The organism is Pseudomonas sp. B611 (assembly GCF_055407965.1).
In genome coordinates this window covers 301,702-318,786 of sequence record NZ_JBUZST010000004.1, presented here as the reverse complement: position 1 = coordinate 318,786, position 17,085 = coordinate 301,702, and the positions used below count along the sequence as shown (strand labels likewise).

The 17,085-nt window shown below is 64.9% G+C and carries 19 protein-coding genes; all 19 read right to left on the bottom strand.

The features are described 5' to 3' along the window. Window positions 1-12: 12 nt before the first annotated feature. The 19 genes from ACZRMO_RS12160 to ACZRMO_RS12070 are packed head-to-tail and all read right to left on the bottom strand — an operon-like array spanning window position 13 to window position 16,899. A complete protein-coding gene (locus ACZRMO_RS12160) occupies window positions 13-1,239 on the bottom strand; it encodes a beta-ketoacyl-ACP synthase (protein ID WP_463973017.1) in 1,227 nt (408 codons plus the stop codon). Further along, the gene (gene fabG, locus ACZRMO_RS12155) at window positions 1,239-1,967 is read right to left on the bottom strand and encodes a 3-oxoacyl-ACP reductase FabG (RefSeq protein WP_463973016.1); all 729 of its coding nucleotides are present in this window, start codon (window positions 1,965-1,967) and stop codon (window positions 1,239-1,241) included. The genes ACZRMO_RS12160 and fabG overlap by 1 nt, the downstream gene beginning before the upstream one ends. Further along, window positions 1,964-2,425 carry a hotdog family protein gene (locus ACZRMO_RS12150; protein ID WP_124525463.1) on the bottom strand — a complete coding sequence of 154 codons (462 nt, stop codon included), beginning with the start codon at window positions 2,423-2,425 and terminating at the stop codon, window positions 1,964-1,966. Before ACZRMO_RS12150 ends, fabG begins: the two co-directional genes overlap by 4 nt. Next, window positions 2,422-3,588: a beta-ketoacyl-[acyl-carrier-protein] synthase family protein gene (locus ACZRMO_RS12145; protein WP_463973015.1), complete on the bottom strand. Its 1,167-nt coding sequence runs from the start codon at window positions 3,586-3,588 to the stop codon at window positions 2,422-2,424. The genes ACZRMO_RS12150 and ACZRMO_RS12145 overlap by 4 nt, the downstream gene beginning before the upstream one ends. Then, entirely contained in the window at window positions 3,585-4,067 is a 483-nt protein-coding gene (locus ACZRMO_RS12140; RefSeq protein ID WP_463973014.1) for a hypothetical protein, read from the bottom strand. The genes ACZRMO_RS12145 and ACZRMO_RS12140 overlap by 4 nt, the downstream gene beginning before the upstream one ends. Next, window positions 4,064-4,798, bottom strand: coding sequence for a class I SAM-dependent methyltransferase (locus ACZRMO_RS12135; RefSeq protein ID WP_463973013.1), 735 nt, complete (start codon window positions 4,796-4,798; stop codon window positions 4,064-4,066). Before ACZRMO_RS12135 ends, ACZRMO_RS12140 begins: the two co-directional genes overlap by 4 nt. Then, window positions 4,795-6,042 (bottom strand): NAD(P)/FAD-dependent oxidoreductase, encoded by a 1,248-nt coding sequence (locus ACZRMO_RS12130; protein WP_463973012.1) that lies wholly within the window; start codon window positions 6,040-6,042, stop codon window positions 4,795-4,797. The genes ACZRMO_RS12135 and ACZRMO_RS12130 overlap by 4 nt, the downstream gene beginning before the upstream one ends. 33 nt (window positions 6,043-6,075) lie before the next feature. Continuing rightward, entirely contained in the window at window positions 6,076-8,388 is a 2,313-nt protein-coding gene (locus ACZRMO_RS12125; RefSeq protein ID WP_463973011.1) for an MMPL family transporter, read from the bottom strand. Then, window positions 8,378-9,073, bottom strand: a complete 696-nt coding sequence (locus ACZRMO_RS12120; RefSeq protein WP_463973010.1) for an outer membrane lipoprotein carrier protein LolA — start codon at window positions 9,071-9,073, stop codon at window positions 8,378-8,380. Before ACZRMO_RS12120 ends, ACZRMO_RS12125 begins: the two co-directional genes overlap by 11 nt. Beyond that, window positions 9,070-9,495, bottom strand: a complete 426-nt coding sequence (locus tag ACZRMO_RS12115; protein WP_207041241.1) for an acyl-CoA thioesterase — start codon at window positions 9,493-9,495, stop codon at window positions 9,070-9,072. The genes ACZRMO_RS12120 and ACZRMO_RS12115 overlap by 4 nt, the downstream gene beginning before the upstream one ends. After that, a complete protein-coding gene (locus ACZRMO_RS12110) occupies window positions 9,488-11,029 on the bottom strand; it encodes an HAL/PAL/TAL family ammonia-lyase (RefSeq protein WP_463973009.1) in 1,542 nt (513 codons plus the stop codon). The genes ACZRMO_RS12115 and ACZRMO_RS12110 overlap by 8 nt, the downstream gene beginning before the upstream one ends. Next, the gene (locus tag ACZRMO_RS12105) at window positions 11,013-11,948 is read right to left on the bottom strand and encodes an LpxL/LpxP family acyltransferase (RefSeq protein ID WP_463973008.1); all 936 of its coding nucleotides are present in this window, start codon (window positions 11,946-11,948) and stop codon (window positions 11,013-11,015) included. The genes ACZRMO_RS12110 and ACZRMO_RS12105 overlap by 17 nt, the downstream gene beginning before the upstream one ends. After that, a complete protein-coding gene (locus tag ACZRMO_RS12100; protein WP_463973007.1) occupies window positions 11,945-12,679 on the bottom strand; it encodes a glycosyltransferase family 2 protein in 735 nt (244 codons plus the stop codon). The genes ACZRMO_RS12105 and ACZRMO_RS12100 overlap by 4 nt, the downstream gene beginning before the upstream one ends. After that, complete coding sequence (locus ACZRMO_RS12095; protein WP_463973006.1) at window positions 12,672-14,342, bottom strand: ApeI family dehydratase; 1,671 nt, start codon at window positions 14,340-14,342, stop codon at window positions 12,672-12,674. Before ACZRMO_RS12095 ends, ACZRMO_RS12100 begins: the two co-directional genes overlap by 8 nt. Next, the gene (locus ACZRMO_RS12090; RefSeq protein ID WP_448186533.1) at window positions 14,339-14,884 is read right to left on the bottom strand and encodes a COG4648 family protein; all 546 of its coding nucleotides are present in this window, start codon (window positions 14,882-14,884) and stop codon (window positions 14,339-14,341) included. Before ACZRMO_RS12090 ends, ACZRMO_RS12095 begins: the two co-directional genes overlap by 4 nt. After that, entirely contained in the window at window positions 14,881-15,135 is a 255-nt protein-coding gene (locus ACZRMO_RS12085; protein WP_017738894.1) for an acyl carrier protein, read from the bottom strand. The genes ACZRMO_RS12090 and ACZRMO_RS12085 overlap by 4 nt, the downstream gene beginning before the upstream one ends. Before the next feature lie 9 nt (window positions 15,136-15,144). Next, complete coding sequence (locus tag ACZRMO_RS12080) at window positions 15,145-15,414, bottom strand: phosphopantetheine-binding protein (RefSeq protein ID WP_017738895.1); 270 nt, start codon at window positions 15,412-15,414, stop codon at window positions 15,145-15,147. Continuing rightward, a complete protein-coding gene (locus ACZRMO_RS12075) occupies window positions 15,392-16,204 on the bottom strand; it encodes a lysophospholipid acyltransferase family protein (protein ID WP_463973005.1) in 813 nt (270 codons plus the stop codon). The genes ACZRMO_RS12080 and ACZRMO_RS12075 overlap by 23 nt, the downstream gene beginning before the upstream one ends. After that, a complete protein-coding gene (locus ACZRMO_RS12070; protein ID WP_463973004.1) occupies window positions 16,183-16,899 on the bottom strand; it encodes a beta-ketoacyl synthase chain length factor in 717 nt (238 codons plus the stop codon). Before ACZRMO_RS12070 ends, ACZRMO_RS12075 begins: the two co-directional genes overlap by 22 nt. Window positions 16,900-17,085: the final 186 nt, after the last annotated feature.

The following is a 17,085-nucleotide window of genomic DNA, read 5'->3' as shown; positions in this document are numbered from 1 at the left end:
TCGATTAAAAAGTCAGGACCAGCGGCGGAAGATCAGCGACGTGTTGACGCCGCCAAAGGCAAAGTTGTTGTTCATCACGTAGTCGTGGTGCATCTCGCGGAACTCACCTTGCAGGTAATCCAGCTCGCCGCATTGCGGGTCGACGGAGTCCAGGTTGAAGGTGTGCACATACTGGTTGCGGTTCATCATCTCGATGCTGAACCACGACTCCAGCGCGCCGCACGCACCCAAGGTGTGGCCGAGGAAACTCTTCTGCGAACTGATGGGCATGCGGCTGCCGAACAGGGCGTGGGTGGCCAGGGTCTCGGCGACGTCACCTTGGTCGGTGGCGGTGCCATGGCCGTTCACGTAGCCGATGGCGGACGGCTCCAGACCGGCGTCTTCCAGCGCCAGCTCCATCGCACGGCGCATGGTTTTCTGTTCCGGGCGCGTGGTGTGCTGGCCGTCGGCATTGCTGCCGAAGCCGACCAGTTCCGCGTGGATATGCGCACCGCGCGCCAACGCATGTTCCAGTTCTTCGAGCACCAGCATGCCGCCGCCTTCGCCGATCACCAAGCCGTCGCGGCCGCTGTCGTAGGGCCGTGGGCTGGTTTGCGGCGCATCGTTTTTCAGGCTGGTGGCGTAGAGCGCATCGAACACCATGGCTTCGGTGGGGCACAGCTCTTCGGCGCCGCCGGCGAGCATCAACGGCAGGCGGCCGAACTTGATCGCCTCATAGGCGTAGCCGATGCCCTGGCTGCCACTGGTGCAGGCGCTGGACGTGGGGATCAGCCGCCCGGTCAGGCCAAAAAAGATGCTGATATTCGCCGCCGTGGTGTGGGGCATCATGCGCACATAGGAGTTGGCATTCAGCCCCTCGGCCACCGAGTTCAGCAGCATATTGCCGAACGCCTTGATCTCGTCGGTGCTGCCGGTGGACGAACCACAGGCCACGCCCATGCGCCCGTCCTTGATCGACTCGTCGCCGAGCAAGCCGGCGTCCTGCAACGCCTGTTCCGCTGCCCACACCGCCAGGCGCGAGACGCGGCCCATGCTGCGCAGTTGCTTGCGCGTCCAGTGGGCCGGCACGACGAAATCGTCAATCGGCCCGGCCAGGCGCGTGTTCAGTTCGGTGAACCGGTCCCACTCGTCCATGCGCCGGATACCGCTGCGGTTGGCGCGGAAGTTGGCCGAGATGGTGGCCCAATCGCCGCCCAGGGAGGTCATGCCGGCCATGCCGGTGACGACGACGCGCTTCATCAGCACAGGCCTCCATTCACAGCCAGGACCTGGCGGGTGATGTAGCCGGCTTCGGCCGACATCAGGAAATTCACCGCGCCGGCCACCTCTTCAGGGGTGCCCATGCGTTGCGCCGGGATCATCTTCATCAGCTCTTCCACCGGTACGTTTTCATCCAGCATCGCGGTGTCGATCAACCCCGGCGCGACGCAGTTGACGGTGATCTTGCGCTTGCCCAGCTCAATCGCCAACGCTTTGGTCGCGCCAATCAGGCCGGCTTTCGACGCGCTGTAATTGACCTGGCCACGGTTGCCGATCAACCCCGACACCGACGTAATGCACACGATACGCCCAGCGGCGCGACGGCGGATCATCGGCATCATCACCGGGTGCAGCACGTTGTAGAAACCGTCCAGGTTGGTGCGCATTACCACGTCCCAATCGTCTTCCGACAACGCCGGGAACGCGCCGTCGCGGGTCAGGCCGGCGTTGAGCACCACGCCGTAATAGGCGCCATGCTGCTCCACATCCGCTTCGAGGATTTCCTTGCACGCAGCCCGGTCTGCCACATCGAATTGCAGCACCCGCGCCTTGCGGCCCAGGGCTTCGATTTCGATCTGTACCGCGTCGGCTTCGGCGCGCCCGCTGCGGCAGTGCAGCACGATGTCATGCCCGGCCTGGGCCAGGCGCAGGGCGATGGCGCGGCCGATGCCACGGCTGGAGCCGGTGACCAGTACGGATTCAGTCATGGCGTTACGTCCTTCGATTCATCTAAATAGGTGGCCGCCTGGGGCGGTCGGAATACGTTCAAGCGCGCACTGGCCTGGATGCCCTCGCCGGTGAGGTGGCATTCGAACACACCCATGCCGTTGTCGTCTTCCAGGGAGCGCAGGCCGTGGATGGTCAACTCGGCGCCGGCCGGGAAATGCTCCACGTTGCACTCGAACTTGCGTGTGCCCAACAGGAAGCCCAGTTCCACCGCTTCGCCTTTGTGGCGCGCACGGCAACCGGCGTAGGCGGCGACGCTTTGCGCCATCAACTCAATGCCGACCCAGGCTGGCAGGCTGCCGTCGGGGCGGTTGAACAGGCCGCCGGGGGTGACGGTGACGCGGGTGCGAATCTGCTCTTCATCGTACGACAGCACCTGGTCGATCAGGATCATGTCGCCGGCATGAGGCAGCAGTTCGGCGAGTGGCCAAGGGGTCATGGGGCCTCTCCGATAATCAGGCTGACGTTGTTGCCGCCGAAGGCAAACGAGTTGCTCATCAGGCAGCGTTTTTCCAGGGTGTCGCCAAGCTGTGCCCAGTGCAAGGCTGGCAGCGCCGGGTCGGCCACGCCGTCCCAGACGTGCGGCGGCAGTTGGCCGTGGGTCAGGCTCAACCAGCAGAAGGCGGCTTCCAGCGCGCCAGCCGCACCGAGGGTGTGGCCGCTCATGGGCTTGGTCGATGAGCAGGTCACGCCGTGCGGGAACAGGTTGGCGACGGCCAGGCTTTCCATGGCGTCGTTGTGCTGGGTGGCGGTGCCGTGCAGGTTCAGGTAACCGATCTGCCCGGGCTGCAATTTTGCGCTGGCCAACGCCTTGCGCATCGACTGCAACGCGCCTTTGCCGCTGGGTTCGGGCGCGGAGATATGGTGCGCGTCGCAACTGGCGCCGCTGCCCAGCAGGGCGATGGGCGCCGGTTCCTTGCTCATCACAAACAGCACCGCTGCTTCACCGATATTGATGCCGTTGCGGTTCACCGAGAACGGGTTGCAGCGCTCGTTCGACACCGCTTCCAGCGAGCTGAAACCGTTGAGCGTGAGCTTGCACAAGCTGTCCACGCCACCACAGATCACCGCATCGCAGACGCCCAGGTCCAGCAGGCGCTGCGCACTCATCAGCGCGCGGGCACTGGAGGTGCAGGCGGTGGAGATCACATAGGCCGGGCCGCTCAGTTGCAGCCAGTCGGCGAGGAAGTTCGCCGGGGCGCTGAGTTCCTGCTGCTGGTAGTCGTAGTCGCCGGGGAACTGGTTTTCCCGCAGGAAATGGGCGATGCCACGGCTGGCCTCATCGATGCCCGAAGTGCTGGTACCCAGCACAACGCCGACACGCGCCGCGCCGTAGGTGTGGATCGCCTGGCGAATCTCGCCCTCGATCTGCAACGCCGCTTCCAGCAGCAGCTGGTTATTGCGACTGCTCTGCTGGCCGAGTTCTGCGGGGATAGTCGCCAGCTCGCCGTGCACAGCGCCTACCGGCAACACACGCTCCGGCACCCAGCCGCTTTCGGCGCGCATGCCCGAGCAGTCGCCGGCAAACAGGCTGCGGCTGACCTCGGCCTGGCCGCGGCCGAGGGCGCAGATCACGCCGAGGGCGTTGAGGTAGGCCGTCATTGCGCGGCCCCCAGCGGCGTGATGCGGTAGCTCAGGGGCTGGCCGCTGATGTTCACGCTGAACACCTCGGACGACTGATACACGATCTGCCAATGGCCCGGCAGGGTGCGCGTCAGGTCCATGGCTTGCGCCGTCGGATAGAGCGCGCGCAGGTCATCGGCCGAGGTCAGGGCAAACAGCAGCGCGGCAAACAGCTCGCGCGCCTGGGGATTGGGCGGCAGCAAGCCGTCGGCCTGCCATTGCCCATCGATCAGCTTTTGCCGGGCCTGGGGAATGCCCAGCGGGTCCATCATCGACCAGCGAATGCTGCCGCCTTCGCGTTGGATCACCAGCAGCCAGTCCTGGCTCTGGCCGTCGGCCAGGCGTTGCACGTGCAATTGCAGGGGCAAGGCCAGGCTCGGGGTTTTCTCCGGCAACGGTGGCTGGCTGGCGCAGGCGCTCAGCAACAACAGGCAGCCGATCAGCAACACACGCATCATGGGGTCGCGCTCGCCAGGGGCTTGCGTGCCACGCAGTTGACCAGGGTTTCTTCGCGCTGCCCCACCGGCGGCGCCTTGCGCAGGCCCCAGCGTTCCAGCAGGCCGAAATCGCTGGAACGGCTCCACCACAGATACGGGTACGAGACGTTCTGCGGGCCGAATTCAAAGCCCTGTTCGCGGATCATCTCCAGGTATTGCTCGGCGCTTTTCTGCACGTGCATCGGGTGGCGGAACAGCCAGCGGATCACCCAGGTGTCGATATAGGCTTCGGTGGACTCGGCAAACAGCAGATACCCGCCCGGCTTGAGCACGCGGTAGAACTCTTTCAGCGCGCGATGCTGTTCGACCAGGTGGTGGAAGGTCTGGTGGCAGAACAGGATATCGACGCTGGCGTCAGGCACGTCAAGGGTGGCGCAGTCGCTGCCGATCAGTTCCACGGCCATGCTCTGGCGCGCCGCTTCTGCCTGGCTCAGTTTCAGGCTGTGGGGGTCGGCGTCGAGGCCGATCAGGCGTGCGGGGGCAAACACCTGGCGCAGGTATTGGAATGACTTGCCCTGGCCGCAACCGGCATCCAGCAGCACCGGCGCCTCTGGCAGCGGGTCAGTGAACAGGCTGCGCAGGTCGTTGATCGCCACGCGCAACACATGGTGCTGCCAGGTGTGGCTGCGCAAAAACCAGAAGCCGAACCTGGTTTCTTCGACGTAATTTTTACTCAGGTACTGACTGCTCATACCGGCTCGCCCGCACAGATTTCCGACAACATCCGCAAGCGCCGCTTGGGCTCGCTGACAAACGGGTTGCGCTCATCCCACGCGTAGCCGGCGAGGATCGAGCAGATCATCCGGCGGATCTCCGGCGAGCTGTCCGGGTGGTAGATCACATCCTGGAACGTCCCGGCGTACCAGCCTTCGACGTAGCAGCGGAAGGTGTCCACGCCGCGCTTCAAGGGTTCGGCAAACTCGGTTTGCCAGTCCACGGTTTCGCCTTTGAGCTGGCGATGCAGCAGGGCGGCGGCCATGCTTGCCGAACGCATGGCGATGGTCACGCCGGACGAGAACACCGGGTCGAGGAATTCTGCCGCATTGCCCAGCAGCGCAAAGCCCGGCCCGTGCAGGGTCTTGACGTTGGCCGAGTAGCCGCCGATGGTGCGCGCCGGCGTGTCCCACACGGCGTTTTGCAGCACGTTGGACAGGCTCGGGGTTTCGTCGACAAACCCGCGCAGGCACGCATCGAGGTCGCCGTCGCGGCCGTCGAAATGCTCCTTGGCCGCGACCACACCCACTGAGCAGCGACCGTTGCTGAACGGGATGCTCCAGAACCAGATATCGCGCTGGGTCGGGTGGGTGGTGATGAGGATCTTGGTGCGATCAAACCCAGGATGTTCGATGCGGTCTTCGATATGGGTGAACACCGCCTGGCGCACCGGGAAATCCGACGGTGCTTCCAGGTCCAGCAGTCGCGGCAGTACTCGCCCGTAGCCGCTGGCATCGAGCACGAACTTGGCCTTGAGGTGGTACTCGCTGCCGTTCTCGCGGCGTACGTGCAGGTAGTGGGTTTCACCTTTGAAATCGACGCCGACGATGGTTTCGCCGTAGCGGATTTCCACGCCTTGCAGCGCCGCCTGATCGGCCAGCAGCTTGTCGAACTCGCCGCGCTGCACCTGGAAGGTGGTCGGCTTGCCCTGGCTGAACGTATCGCTGAAATCAAACGCGCTGTAGCGCTCGCCCCAGGCGAACGCGGCGCCGGTTTTCACTTGGAAACCGGCGGCCTGCACAGCGTCGAGCATGCCGGCTTCTTCGATGAAGTCGATGCAGTGGGACAGCAGGCTTTCGCCGATCGAGAACCGTGGAAAATGCTGGCGCTCGATAATCAATACATCATGCCCTTTGCGCTTTAACAGCGCGGCGGCGATGGCCCCGGACGGACCGGCACCGATCACCACCACCTGGCGACGTTCCATTTCAACTATGGGCACGAGGGCTCCTTGCCGCATTGGCGATAATCACATTCATAAGGCGTGTTTCTGTTTCCCGGCCCAGGGCGCCAGCATAAAGCTGAATGCCAGGCCGAGGCTGACCGATAAGCCGAAATTACTCACCGCCGGTGTGCTGGACACCGCCAGCAGGCCGAACGACAACCAGGTCGTCAGCGCCGCCAGCAGCGTGCCCAGCAGGCTGACCGCCGGGCCGCCGATCTGTTCGCGCATGAGGATCGCGTAATCGACGCTGATGGCTGTGACCAGCAGCAGGCCGAACAGGCTGAACAAGGTCAGCGGCTGGCCCAGCCAACCGAGGCTGGCCAGGCTGCACAGCGCGGCGAGCAACGGCAGTGCGACGATGCGCAGGGCACCGCCGAAGCCGAACGGCAGGATCAGCAACAGCACGATCAGCACGCACGACATCAATTTCAGTTCAGCGGCGCTGATCTGCGTGTCGGCGAACACCCGGTTCAGGTCGCCGAGGCGATCCACCAGTTGCACCCCGGGCAAGTCCAAGGCCTGCACCCGCAGCAGCGCCGGGTTGTTCAGGCCTTGCAGGCTGACCATCGCCGCGACGCCGCCGTCCACCGGGCCCAGCCACAAGGTGCGCCAGGGTTCGGCCAGCGGGCCTTGCAGGGCTGCGTCGATGTCTTGGGTGGGCAGCGCTTGCAGTTGCGCGACTTCGGCTTGCAGGGCGCTGGCGGGCACGCCGAGGTCCAGCAGCGGTTGCCAGTGTTGCGCCAGATTGTTCAGTGCCTCGCGCAGCGTTTGTTGCTCGGCGGGCAGGCTCACCAGTTGGCTGAGCGCCATATAGCCCTGGAGCTTGCCCATGTTCACCAGTTGATCGAGGCGCTGGCCCAGGGCGCTTTCCCGTTCCAGCAACTGCTGTTGGTTCTCGGCGCGCACCAGGAAGAACTGGCTGGTGGGTTGGAAGCCCGTAATTCGCGCCACGGCTTGCGCTTCTTGCAGCAGTTGCGGCGGCGCGCCGATCCATTGGCGAATATCGTTTTTGCTGTTGAGCTGCCACAGGCCACCGGCGCAAAACAGCAGCAACAGGGCCAGCAGCGCCGCGCTCGGCACGCGCTTGAGCAACGATTCGCGCACCAGCCACAGGCATTCGGCGATGCGCAGCGGCCATTGAGCCGGGCGCAGTTCGACGCCCTTGAGCAGCGCCGGCAACAGGCACACCGCAGACAGGTAGGCGCCGACCAGGCCGGCCGCCGAGAACACCGCGATTTGCGTCAGCGCCGGGAATGGCGTCCAGGCCAACGCCAGGTAGCCGATGCAACTGGTGGCCAGGCTCAGGCTCAGGCCCGGCAGCGTCAGGCGCAACGCCGGCCAGCTGCGCCAGGGGTTCAGGCTCCAGCTTTTCGACAGGTAGTGCAGCGGGTAATCCACCGCCACGCCGATCAGGCTGGAGCCCAGCACCAGGGTCATCACATGCATATGGCCGAACAGCGCCACACAGGCCACCGCGCCAAACAGCATGCCCACCAGCACCGGCACAAACGCCAGCAGCACGCGCCAGCGGCGGAAGGCGAGCAGCAGCAACAACAGGATGCCGACGGTAGCGCCGCCGCCGACCCAGGTGATTTCCCGCGTGGCTTGCTGCTGACCATTGGCCGCATACAACAGCCCGCTGGCGGCGAGCAGTTGCGCGCCTTGCTCGCCGGCCTGTGCACGGCTGGCCTGGAGCAGGTCCGCCACTTGCAGCGGCAGTTTCATATCGAAGGCATTGCCGGTGGTGCGCGCACGCAGCAGCACCCAGCTCTTGCCGTCGGCATCGGCGATCAACGCGCCGCTGCCGATATCCAGCTGTACCGAGCCATGTTGCGGCTGGCTGTTCTGGATGCGTCCGGTCAGGCCCAGCCAGTCATCCTGGCTCGGCACCAGGCTGAAGCCGGTGAAGGGGTCGAACAGCGCTTGCACACGCTGTTGGATGAACGCGTCGGGTTGTTCGATCAGTTGCTCGCGGTCCTTGGCCGAGAGCATCGCCAGGCGCCCGCGCAGCAGTTGCTCGCGCAGCGCCGGCAAGTCGGCTTGCAGGTTCCACTGGACCTTTTCAAACAGGCCGCTCGCCTGCCAGCGCTCGCCCAATTGTTGCGCCACGGCCACCGCTTGCTGGCGGTCGGCATGCCCGACCAGTACCAGCATTTCACGGTTCAACGGCTCTTGCATGCGCTGTTCGGCTTGCAGCTCGAGGGCGTCCGGGGTGTTGCCCGGCACCAGCTCCATCAGGTTCGCCGACAACGGCGCGCCATGGCGCCACTGCCAGCCGGCCAGGGCCAGCACGGCCACCAGCAGGATCAGGAACAGGCGCGGTAACAAACGCTCACTGCGCAAAGTCGTGACTCTCCGCGTCGCTCAAGGGCAGGGCTGCGGTGCTGTCCTGCATGCGCAGCAGGGTGCTGTCGCCCTGGGTTTCCAGCAGCTCGATTTTTTGCACCAGCTCGCCACCGTCGATATTGATCTGGGTGAAGACTTGTTTTAGCAGCAGGGAGCGGGGGATCAGCGTCAGCTTCCAGTCGTTGGCTTCGCCTTTCAATTGCAGTTCGAAGTCTCGCTGCAAGCCGCTGCTGTCGCCTTGGAGCACGGCGAGGAACAGGCGATTCTGCTCGGCGCCGGCGCTCTTGTTCGGCAGCGGCTGCCAACCCGTGGCGTCACGACGGGCGATGCCTTGGGCGCTGATGCGGTAGTCCTGTTGCAGCGGGGTCTTCAGCAGCCACAGCAGGCCGTGGTCCTTGGCGAGGACGAAGGTGCCTTTGCTGACCAGCGGCTGGGGCAGGGCGCGCAGGTGTTTTTCCTGGGTGAAGTTGCCGTGGATCACTGAGGGTTTGGCCAGTTGGTCGCTGAGTTGCTGCAAGTCAAAAGCATGGGCCAGACTTGGAATACTGAACAGCAAGATCAGCGCGATCCATGTGGGAGCGGGCTTGCTCGCGAAGGACTTGAGGACGCCGCGCAGTGTCAGGCGGATTGCATTATCGTTGACGACCTTCGCGAGCAAGCCCGCTCCCACAGGGGATCTCATTTCAGGGCTCTCTCGACGGCGTCTGTGAATATTTTGGGGGAGGCTAGCTGCATTTCGCGGCTGGTGACGTCCACTGCGACTTGCACGGTACTGGCACGGGTCAACCGCTCGCCGCTGGCCAAATCGGTAATCAGGTAATTAACCTTCAAACGGTTCTCCCACTCCACCAAACTGGCGCGCACGTTGATCGTCTGGCCAAACACCGCACCACGCACGTAGCGTAGCTGCATGTCGATCACCGGCCAGGCGTAGCCGGACTCCAGCATCTGCGTGTAGTTGTGGCCGAGTTTGTCCAGCAGCGCGCAGCGCGCCACTTCCAGGTACTTCACGTAATGCCCGTGCCAGACGACGTTCATGGTGTCGACGTCGAAAAAAGGCACGAGGATCTCGGTGTCGCAGTGCAACACGCCGGGGCTACGCATGCAGCCTCCAGTGTTGAGTGGCGATGCGTTGCAGGCACAGGCGCAGTTCGCCTTCGAGGGCGCGGTCTTCGATCACCGGCGGGAAGTCTTGGGCCAGTTGTTCGTGCATCGCGGCCAAGGCGGGCGGCAATGGCCGTGCATCGGCGGCCTGGGCGCGCAGCCACACGCCCTGGTTGGCGGCGAGCAAGGTGGCGGCGGCGACTTGTTCGGTCAGCTCCAGCACGCGGATCGCGTCGCGGGCGGCGATGGTGCCCATGCTCACTTTGTCCTGGTTGTGGCATTCGGTGGAGCGCGAGAACACGCTGGCCGGCATCGTATTTTTCAGCGCTTCGGCGGTCCAGGCGCTGGTGCCGATCTGCACGGCCTTGAAGCCGTGGTTGATCATCGCGCGATCCGCCGGGGCGCCGGACAGGTTGCTCGGCAGGCCGTGGTTGTAGCGCACGTCCACCAGCAGCGCGAGCTGGCGGTCGAGCAGGTCGGCGACGTTGGCCACCAGGGTCTTGAGGCTGTCCATGGCGAAGGCGATATGGCCGCCGTAGAAGTGCCCGCCGTGCAGCACGCGTTCTTCTTCGGCGTCGATGATAGGGTTGTCGTTGGCGCTGTTCAGTTCGATCTCGATGAACGAACGCAGCCAGTTCAAGCTGTCGGCCAGCACGCCGAGGACGTGGGGCGCGCAGCGCAGCGAATAGCGGTCCTGCAAGCGATGCAGTGGCGCGGTCGGTGCGTCGATGGCCAGGTCCTTGCGCAGCCAGGCGGCAACTTGCATCTGCCCTGGGTGCGGCTTGGCGGCGAACAGGCGCTCGTCGAAGTGTTCCGGGTTGCCTTGCAGCGCCACCACGTTCAGCGCGGTGATGCGCGTGGCCAGTTGCAGCAGGTAGTCGGCGCGGGCGAAGGCCAGGCACGCGAGGCCGGTCATCACGGCGGTGCCGTTCATCAGCGCGAGGGCTTCTTTGGGGCGCAGCACCAGCGGGTCCCAGCCCAGCTCGCGGTGGACGTCAGCGGCCTGGCGGCGTTCGCCACGGAACATCACTTCACGCTCGCCGGACAAGGTCGCGGCCACGTAGGACAGCGGCGTCAGGTCACCGCTGGCGCCCACCGAGCCTTCTTCCGGGATCAGCGGCAGCACGTCGTGTTCAAGGAACGCATGCAGGCGTTCCAGCAGCTCCACGCGCACGCCGGACACGCCGTGGCACAGCGACTGCAAACGCGCGGCCAGTACGGCGCGGGTGGCTTGTGCATCGAGCAACTTGCCCAGGCCGCAACCGTGGAAGGTGTAGAGGTGACGGGGCAACGCTTCGACGTGCTGCAATGGCACGGCCACCACGCAGGAGTCGCCGTAGCCGGTGGTCACGCCGTAGATCACGCCTTCCTTGTCCAGCAGCGAGTCGAGGAACTGCGCGCCTTTGGCGATGCGCTGGCGGTAGGCGGCATCGCCCTGCAATTGGGTAGGCGCCTGACGGTTGGCCAGGGCCAGCACGTCTTCGATGCGCAAAGGGCGTTCGCCAAAGGTTACCGGCTCAAGATGCGTCGTCATCGGTCTTCCAGAAAGGGTAAAAGTTGAACCATTGTTGGGGCGCTTCCAGGCAGAACTGGCCCAGGCGTGCGGCGTAGCGCGCGGTCCACAGGGCTATGACCTGCTCGCGGGTATTACGTTTCCATTCGATCAGCGGCGTGAACGGCTCGATGGTCAGGCGGTAGCGGTTGTTGTGCTTGAGGCACATCAGCAGGTTCACCGGGCATTTGAGCAAGCCGGCCAGCAGCCATGGGCCTTGGGGGAAGGCGGCGTCATGGCCGAGGAAGTCCACGCGTACCGTGCGCCCGCCATGCAGCGGCACGCGGTCGCCGGCGATGGCCAGCCACTCGCCGTCGTCCAGGCGCTGGCTGAGCAGCAGCATGGTGGCCGGGTCCAGCTCGCTGACCTGGATCAGGCGCAAGTGCGTCGCCCCGGCTTCGCCCAGCAGGCGGTTGAATTGTTCGGCGTGCTTGGTGTGCACCAGCACGTTCATGGTCACTTGTTCGCCGATCTCGGCGAGGGCGCGGCACACTTCGAGGTTGCCCAGGTGTGCGCCCACCAGCATCTGCCCGCGCGCGCCGCGCAGTTGCCCGCGCAATTGCGCCGGGTCGTTGATCTCGATCTGCTCCAGGCGCAGCTTGCCGTTCCACACGTCGAGCTTGTCGAGCAGGGAGTCGGCGAAGGCCATGAACTGGCCGAAGACGCGCTTGTGGCTGGGGCGCAGGTCATCGCGCCCGCTCCAGTCGGCCAGGCGCTGCTGGTATTGCCAGGCGCTGTGGCGTGCGGTGCGGCCGAACAGGAAGAAGTACAGGACGATGGCGTACAACAGCGGGCTCAGCACGCGGCGGCCAAGGACCTTGGCGGCGAACGCGGTGAGTTTCATCAGCAGGAAGCTGCCGCGCTCCTCGCGATCGGCCCAGTGCTTGGTGCTGTCGCTCATGCCTGCCACCGCCGCCACAGGATCATCGGCGAGCGCACCAACATGCCGAAGAACAAGCGGGTGTGCATCGCCGAGATGCGCACGTTGTCGCGGAACAGGCGGAAGTGCGACAGGCCGTCCGCCGGGTAATGCACGCGGGTCGGCAGCCAGCGCATCGGCTGGTTGCGCCAGGCCAGGCGCACGAGGATATCGGAGTCGAAATCCATGCGCGTGCCGATGTAGGCCGAGTCCATCAGCGCCAGCGTGGGGGCCAGCGGGTACACGCGAAAGCCGCACATGGAGTCGCGGATCTGTAGCGACAGGGTGTTGATCCACACCCATACGTGGGTCAGGTAACGCGCATACAGGCGGCCTTTGGGCACGCTGTCGTCGTATTCGGGGTAGCCGCAGATGATTGCGTTGGGGTGAGTGCGCGAGGCGTCGAGGAAGGTCTCGACTTCGCGCAGGTCGTGCTGGCCGTCGGCGTCCACCTGAAGCGCGTGGCTGAAACCCAGGCGCGCGGCTTCGCGGAAACCGGCCATGACCGCGCCGCCCTTGCCCTGGTTGTTCGGCAGGGTCAGCAAGGTGACGTTATCCCGGGTCGCCAGTTGTGCCAGCACCGCCGCGCAGGCCGGGCTGCTGCCGTCGTCCACCAGCAGGCAGGGCAGGCCGCTGTCCAACAGGCTCTGGACCACGGCGGGCACGGCGGCTTCGTGGTTGTAGACCGGGATCAGGGCGCAGGGGTTATGCATCGACGGTCTCCAGCAAAATCCGCCCACTGGAGCAGGCCGCGTCGCCATTGCGATAGGCGAAATACAGCTTGCCGCGTTCCTGGTCGAAGCGCAGGTGGAGTTCAATCCGGTCGCCCGGGCGCACCAGTTGCTGGAACTTGAGCACTTCCATCCCGGCAAAGGTCGCGGGCAAGTCGAGCAGTTGCTGGCCGAGGTTGAACGCCCATTCGATCTGCACTACGCCCGGCAACACCGGCGTGACCGGGAAGTGGCCGCTGAAGTAGGCCAGGTCCGGCGGGATGCTCAACTGCAAGGTCCACTCGCCATTGGCTTCGACTTGCTCCAATACGTCTGGCGCCTTTGGTCGTGGCGCCAGCAGCAACGCTTCGACGTGGGCCTGGGGCAGTTTGCCTTGGCTGGTCAGCGGCAGTTGGCGCAGTAAGCGCCAACGACGCGGCAACGCCAAGGCTTCGCAATGCTGGCTCAAGTGCTGGCGCAGGGTTTGGGTCAGTGTCCGACGGCCTTGATTGCGCAGGGCATGCAGGCCCTCGGCGCTCAGCACCACCAGTGCACCGAGTGATGCGCGGTTTTCCTGCACCACGCCCAGGCGCGTTTCGGCGACCCACGGGTGAGCCATCAGCGCCTGTTCAAGCATGGGCAGGGAGATGCGTTTTTCTTCCAGCTTGACGATGCGGTCCAGGCGCCCGAGCAGTTCGAAGCGGCCGTCGGCGTGGATGCGCGCGGCGTCGGCGGTTTGTTCGATATGCCCGGCGGGCAGGTAGGGCGAGGCGATGCGCAGGGCGCCGTCGGCGTCCTGGCTCAGTTCCACGTCGGCGAACGGCTGCCAAGGCTGTGCGCCCTGGCGCCAGGCGATGCCGCCGGTTTCCGAGCTGCCGAGGATTTCCGTCGGCCATTGCTGCAAGCGGTCGTACAGCTCGCCAGCGGCCTCGATGGGCAACGCGCCGCCGGAGGAAAACACCCGCGACACCTGGCTCAGCGCCGGCCAGTCGAGGTTGTCGCCCATGCGCTTGAGCAGCGCCGGGCTGGCGACCCAGGCAAATTGTGGGTGTTCGCGGCTGGCGCGCTGCAAGTCCTCGGGAAAGGCCAGTTGCTTGCGCACAAAGGTGCGCCCGGCGCACAGCGGCCACAGCACGCGGAACAGCAGGCCGTAGATATGTTGGGTGGCGACGCTGCCGATGATGCAGGCGCCTTTCAAATCCGCACCCCACAGGGCTTCCAGGGCGTCGACTTCGTTGGCCAGTTGGCGCAGGGTCTTGTCGATGCGCTTGGGCTCGCCGCTGGAGCCGGAGGTGCACAGGCTCAGTTGGCAGGCGTCGAGGTCCAGCGCCACGGCGCTCAACGGCGCCTGATACAGCGCGTCGAGGTGTGCCGCTTCGGTCAACCAGGCGTCGACGGCCGCGTCCCAGCGTTGGCGGGTTTGCGCTTGCAGGTCGGCCGGCAGCAGCACGCTGACCCCGGCGCGCCAGGCACCGAGCAGGGCGATTGCCAAGAGGCCGGCGTCTTCCAGGTGCACGGCGACGCGCTGGATACCGCGCGCGCGCAGCCCTGCCGCCAGGCTCAGGGATTGCTCCCACAGCTGGGCGTGATTCATGGCAGGTTCGGTGGTGACCGGACGCTGTTCCAGCGGCTCAAGCAGCAAGTGCTCAAGTTTCAACCCATTCATACGCGGCCTCGAACCCTTTGTCGTACCAGCCATTCCACGGCAAACAACAGCCCCATCAGCCCGTAGGCGATCAGGCCGTTGTACAACGTCCACCAGCTCAACGGCGCCCACAGGGTGAGGGCGGCGGCGAGCAGGCCATTACACAGAAAAAACGCGCTCCAGACCACGGTGACCTGGCGCGTATACACAATTGCGTGGGGCGGTAGCTGCGGGTCGGTCATGCGTGCCAGGCGTTCCACCATTGGCGGGCCGTATTTCAGGCTCAGGCCAAACAGCGCCAGCATGAACGCGCTGACCAGGCTCGGGTACCAGCGCAGCAGGTGCGGGTTGTCGAACCAGGCCAGCAGCAGGCAGAACACGATCACCGCCAGTGCCATCCAGCGGCTGCCGGGGCGCCGGGCGCCGGTGAACGCGCGCAACAGCCACAGGCTGCCCAGCAGCAGGCCGAATTGCCACGGGGCAAAATGCTCGGTGCCGTAATACACCGCAAAGGGGTACAGCAGCCCCGCCAACAACAGGCCAAGGCCGATCAGCCGGCTCATGCGGCGGGTTGCACCAGGCGGTACACCGCCTCAACCACGTCGTCCACGGTGCGTACGGCCTTGAACTCTTCGGCGGCGATCTTTTTGCCGGTCTGGCGCTTGATATGGTCGATCAAGTCCACGGCGTCGATGCTGTCGATTTCCAGGTCCTGGTACAGGTTGGCGTCAAGGGTGACGCGTTCCGGCGCCAGTTCAAACAGTTCCACCAGGGCGTCGCGCAAGGTGTTGAAAATATCGTCACGAGTTTGCATGGTACGGTCTCAAGCTGCCTGTCGGGCCGTGACGAATGCCGCAAGGCTGGCCACGTTGGTGAAGTGATTGCGGGTGTCCTTGGCGTCGGCATCGATCTTGATGCCGTACTTTTTCTGGATCGCCAGGCCCAATTCCAAGGCGTCTACCGAATCCAGGCCCAGGCCTTCGCCGAACAGGGTTTGGTCGCTACCAATATCGTCGACACTGATGTCCTCAAGGCCCAGAGCCTCGATGATCAGGGTCTTTATGTCGTACTCAAGGCTGTTGCTGTCGCTCATCTTCGGCGAGCTCCTTAATAAAATAGTCATGCAGGTAATCGTTGAGCTTGCGTGAAGCCTGGGGTGCGGGCCCCAGTGTGGCGAACGCCTGTGGTTCTATATCGGCACCCACGCGCAAACTGAAGTGAAAGCGACGTTTGGGGATGCGATACCAGGGCTCGGCCTTGGTCAGTGTGGTGGGGCTGACCTTGATCACCACCGGGGTGACGATTGTCGCACCGCGCAGTGCAATGGCGGCGCCCCCGCGATGAAAGGCGGGCGCAGCGCCGGGTGTGGTGCGGGTGCCCTCGGGGAAGATGATCAGGGTCTGGCCTTCGCGCAGGGCGTCGGCGGCGGCGTCGAGCATGTCGGCGCTGCCGTCGTTGCTGATATAGCCGGCGTCACGCACCGGGCCACGCATGAACGGGTTCTGGAACAGGCTCTGCTTGACCACGCAGTTGGTCTGGCGCATCAGGCCGATGAGGAACACCACGTCGATCAGCGACGGGTGGTTGGCCACGATCATCTGCCCCGGGCGACCGAGCTTTTCCGCGCCTTCGACGCTGTAGGTGAGGATGCCCAGGCGGTACATCAGGCGAATGAAAAACCAGAACAGGCAACTGATGGTGTGGCGCGCACGCCGCTGATGCTGCTTGGCATCCCCCGGCAGGCAACTGAGCAGCGGGAACACCAGCACGCGCAGGCCCAGGCCGCCGATGCCAAACACCAGGAAGCTGATGGCCGTGGCGAACAGGCGCCAGTAGTAGGCCTGCCGTGGCTTGTCGGTGGTTACTTGCGTTGCCAGTTCCATACGCGGTTCTTCCAGGCATGTTGGCAGGCACCCTGCTCGGTGAGCAGGGTGCGCAGCAGGTTCAGGGCGTGGGGCCACTGGGCTTGAGTGGGTTGGACAGTGGCGGTGTGCAGTTCCAGCTGCCACTCGTCGCCCGGCGTCAGCAGCAGGCCGAGGGCGTAGGGAAACGGCACATCGGTGATCCAACTGGCGTAGGCCTCGGGCGGCTGTTCTTCGGTGATCACCAGCAACACGGCCGGGGCGCCTTCGTTGAGCAGCGCGGCGGCTTCCAGCAGGCCGTGCTCCAGGCCGTCGCCGGCGGCGGCGAGGGCGGTCATTTCACTGGTTTCATTGCGCAGGATCGACCACAGGCCAATCACCGCGTTATGCACCGACAGGCTGAACTGGGTCGGCGACAGGGGCTGGTCGTTGGCCAGGTCACTGAGGATGTCGAGGGTGCGCGGGGTTTCGCCATGCCGGGAGATGAACACCAGCGGCAAATCCTGCAGGCCTTCGGCCAATGGCCAGCCGACGCTGAAGGCCATGCGTGCCAGGCGGCTCAGGCGGCGGCGCTGCATGGCTGGCAGAAATGACACGTCGGGGGCGGCGTCGCTGGCGGGAATGACCACTGGGGCCTTGCTCCAGGCCAGCCAGTCTTGCGCGCTGTCGAGCCCTGGAGCCCAGGCGCGCCATTGGGCGATGTTGAAATTGATCACTGAGAGGTTATCCCGCCCCTGCGGGCTTCCATGTGCGGCCGTTGGCCCCGAATACCGGGACAGGGAACAATGGCCGAATGGCGCGCATTATCCCGGTGCTGCGGGCTTCTAGCAAACTTTGGTAATGAATTGTTCAAGGTTGATTACAAATGACTGGTAAAGATTTACAGATTGTCCGCTACCCGG

Excerpts from the sequence above, each read along its gene's own strand:
- ACZRMO_RS12160 (WP_463973017.1), bottom strand. The coding sequence starts at position 1,239 with ATGAAGCGCGTCGTCGTCACCGGCATGGCCGGCATGACCTCCCTGGGC.
- fabG (WP_463973016.1), bottom strand. The coding sequence starts at position 1,967 with ATGACTGAATCCGTACTGGTCACCGGCTCCAGCCGTGGCATCGGCCGC.
- ACZRMO_RS12150 (WP_124525463.1), bottom strand. The coding sequence starts at position 2,425 with ATGACCCCTTGGCCACTCGCCGAACTGCTGCCTCATGCCGGCGACATG.
- ACZRMO_RS12145 (WP_463973015.1), bottom strand. The coding sequence starts at position 3,588 with ATGACGGCCTACCTCAACGCCCTCGGCGTGATCTGCGCCCTCGGCCGC.
- ACZRMO_RS12140 (WP_463973014.1), bottom strand. The coding sequence starts at position 4,067 with ATGATGCGTGTGTTGCTGATCGGCTGCCTGTTGTTGCTGAGCGCCTGC.
- ACZRMO_RS12135 (WP_463973013.1), bottom strand. The coding sequence starts at position 4,798 with ATGAGCAGTCAGTACCTGAGTAAAAATTACGTCGAAGAAACCAGGTTC.
- ACZRMO_RS12120 (WP_463973010.1), bottom strand. The coding sequence starts at position 9,073 with ATGAGATCCCCTGTGGGAGCGGGCTTGCTCGCGAAGGTCGTCAACGAT.
- ACZRMO_RS12115 (WP_207041241.1), bottom strand. The coding sequence starts at position 9,495 with ATGCGTAGCCCCGGCGTGTTGCACTGCGACACCGAGATCCTCGTGCCT.
- ACZRMO_RS12110 (WP_463973009.1), bottom strand. The coding sequence starts at position 11,029 with ATGACGACGCATCTTGAGCCGGTAACCTTTGGCGAACGCCCTTTGCGC.
- ACZRMO_RS12105 (WP_463973008.1), bottom strand. The coding sequence starts at position 11,948 with ATGAGCGACAGCACCAAGCACTGGGCCGATCGCGAGGAGCGCGGCAGC.
- ACZRMO_RS12100 (WP_463973007.1), bottom strand. The coding sequence starts at position 12,679 with ATGCATAACCCCTGCGCCCTGATCCCGGTCTACAACCACGAAGCCGCC.
- ACZRMO_RS12095 (WP_463973006.1), bottom strand. The coding sequence starts at position 14,342 with ATGAATGGGTTGAAACTTGAGCACTTGCTGCTTGAGCCGCTGGAACAG.
- ACZRMO_RS12090 (WP_448186533.1), bottom strand. The coding sequence starts at position 14,884 with ATGAGCCGGCTGATCGGCCTTGGCCTGTTGTTGGCGGGGCTGCTGTAC.
- ACZRMO_RS12085 (WP_017738894.1), bottom strand. The coding sequence starts at position 15,135 with ATGCAAACTCGTGACGATATTTTCAACACCTTGCGCGACGCCCTGGTG.
- ACZRMO_RS12080 (WP_017738895.1), bottom strand. The coding sequence starts at position 15,414 with ATGAGCGACAGCAACAGCCTTGAGTACGACATAAAGACCCTGATCATC.
- ACZRMO_RS12075 (WP_463973005.1), bottom strand. The coding sequence starts at position 16,204 with ATGGAACTGGCAACGCAAGTAACCACCGACAAGCCACGGCAGGCCTAC.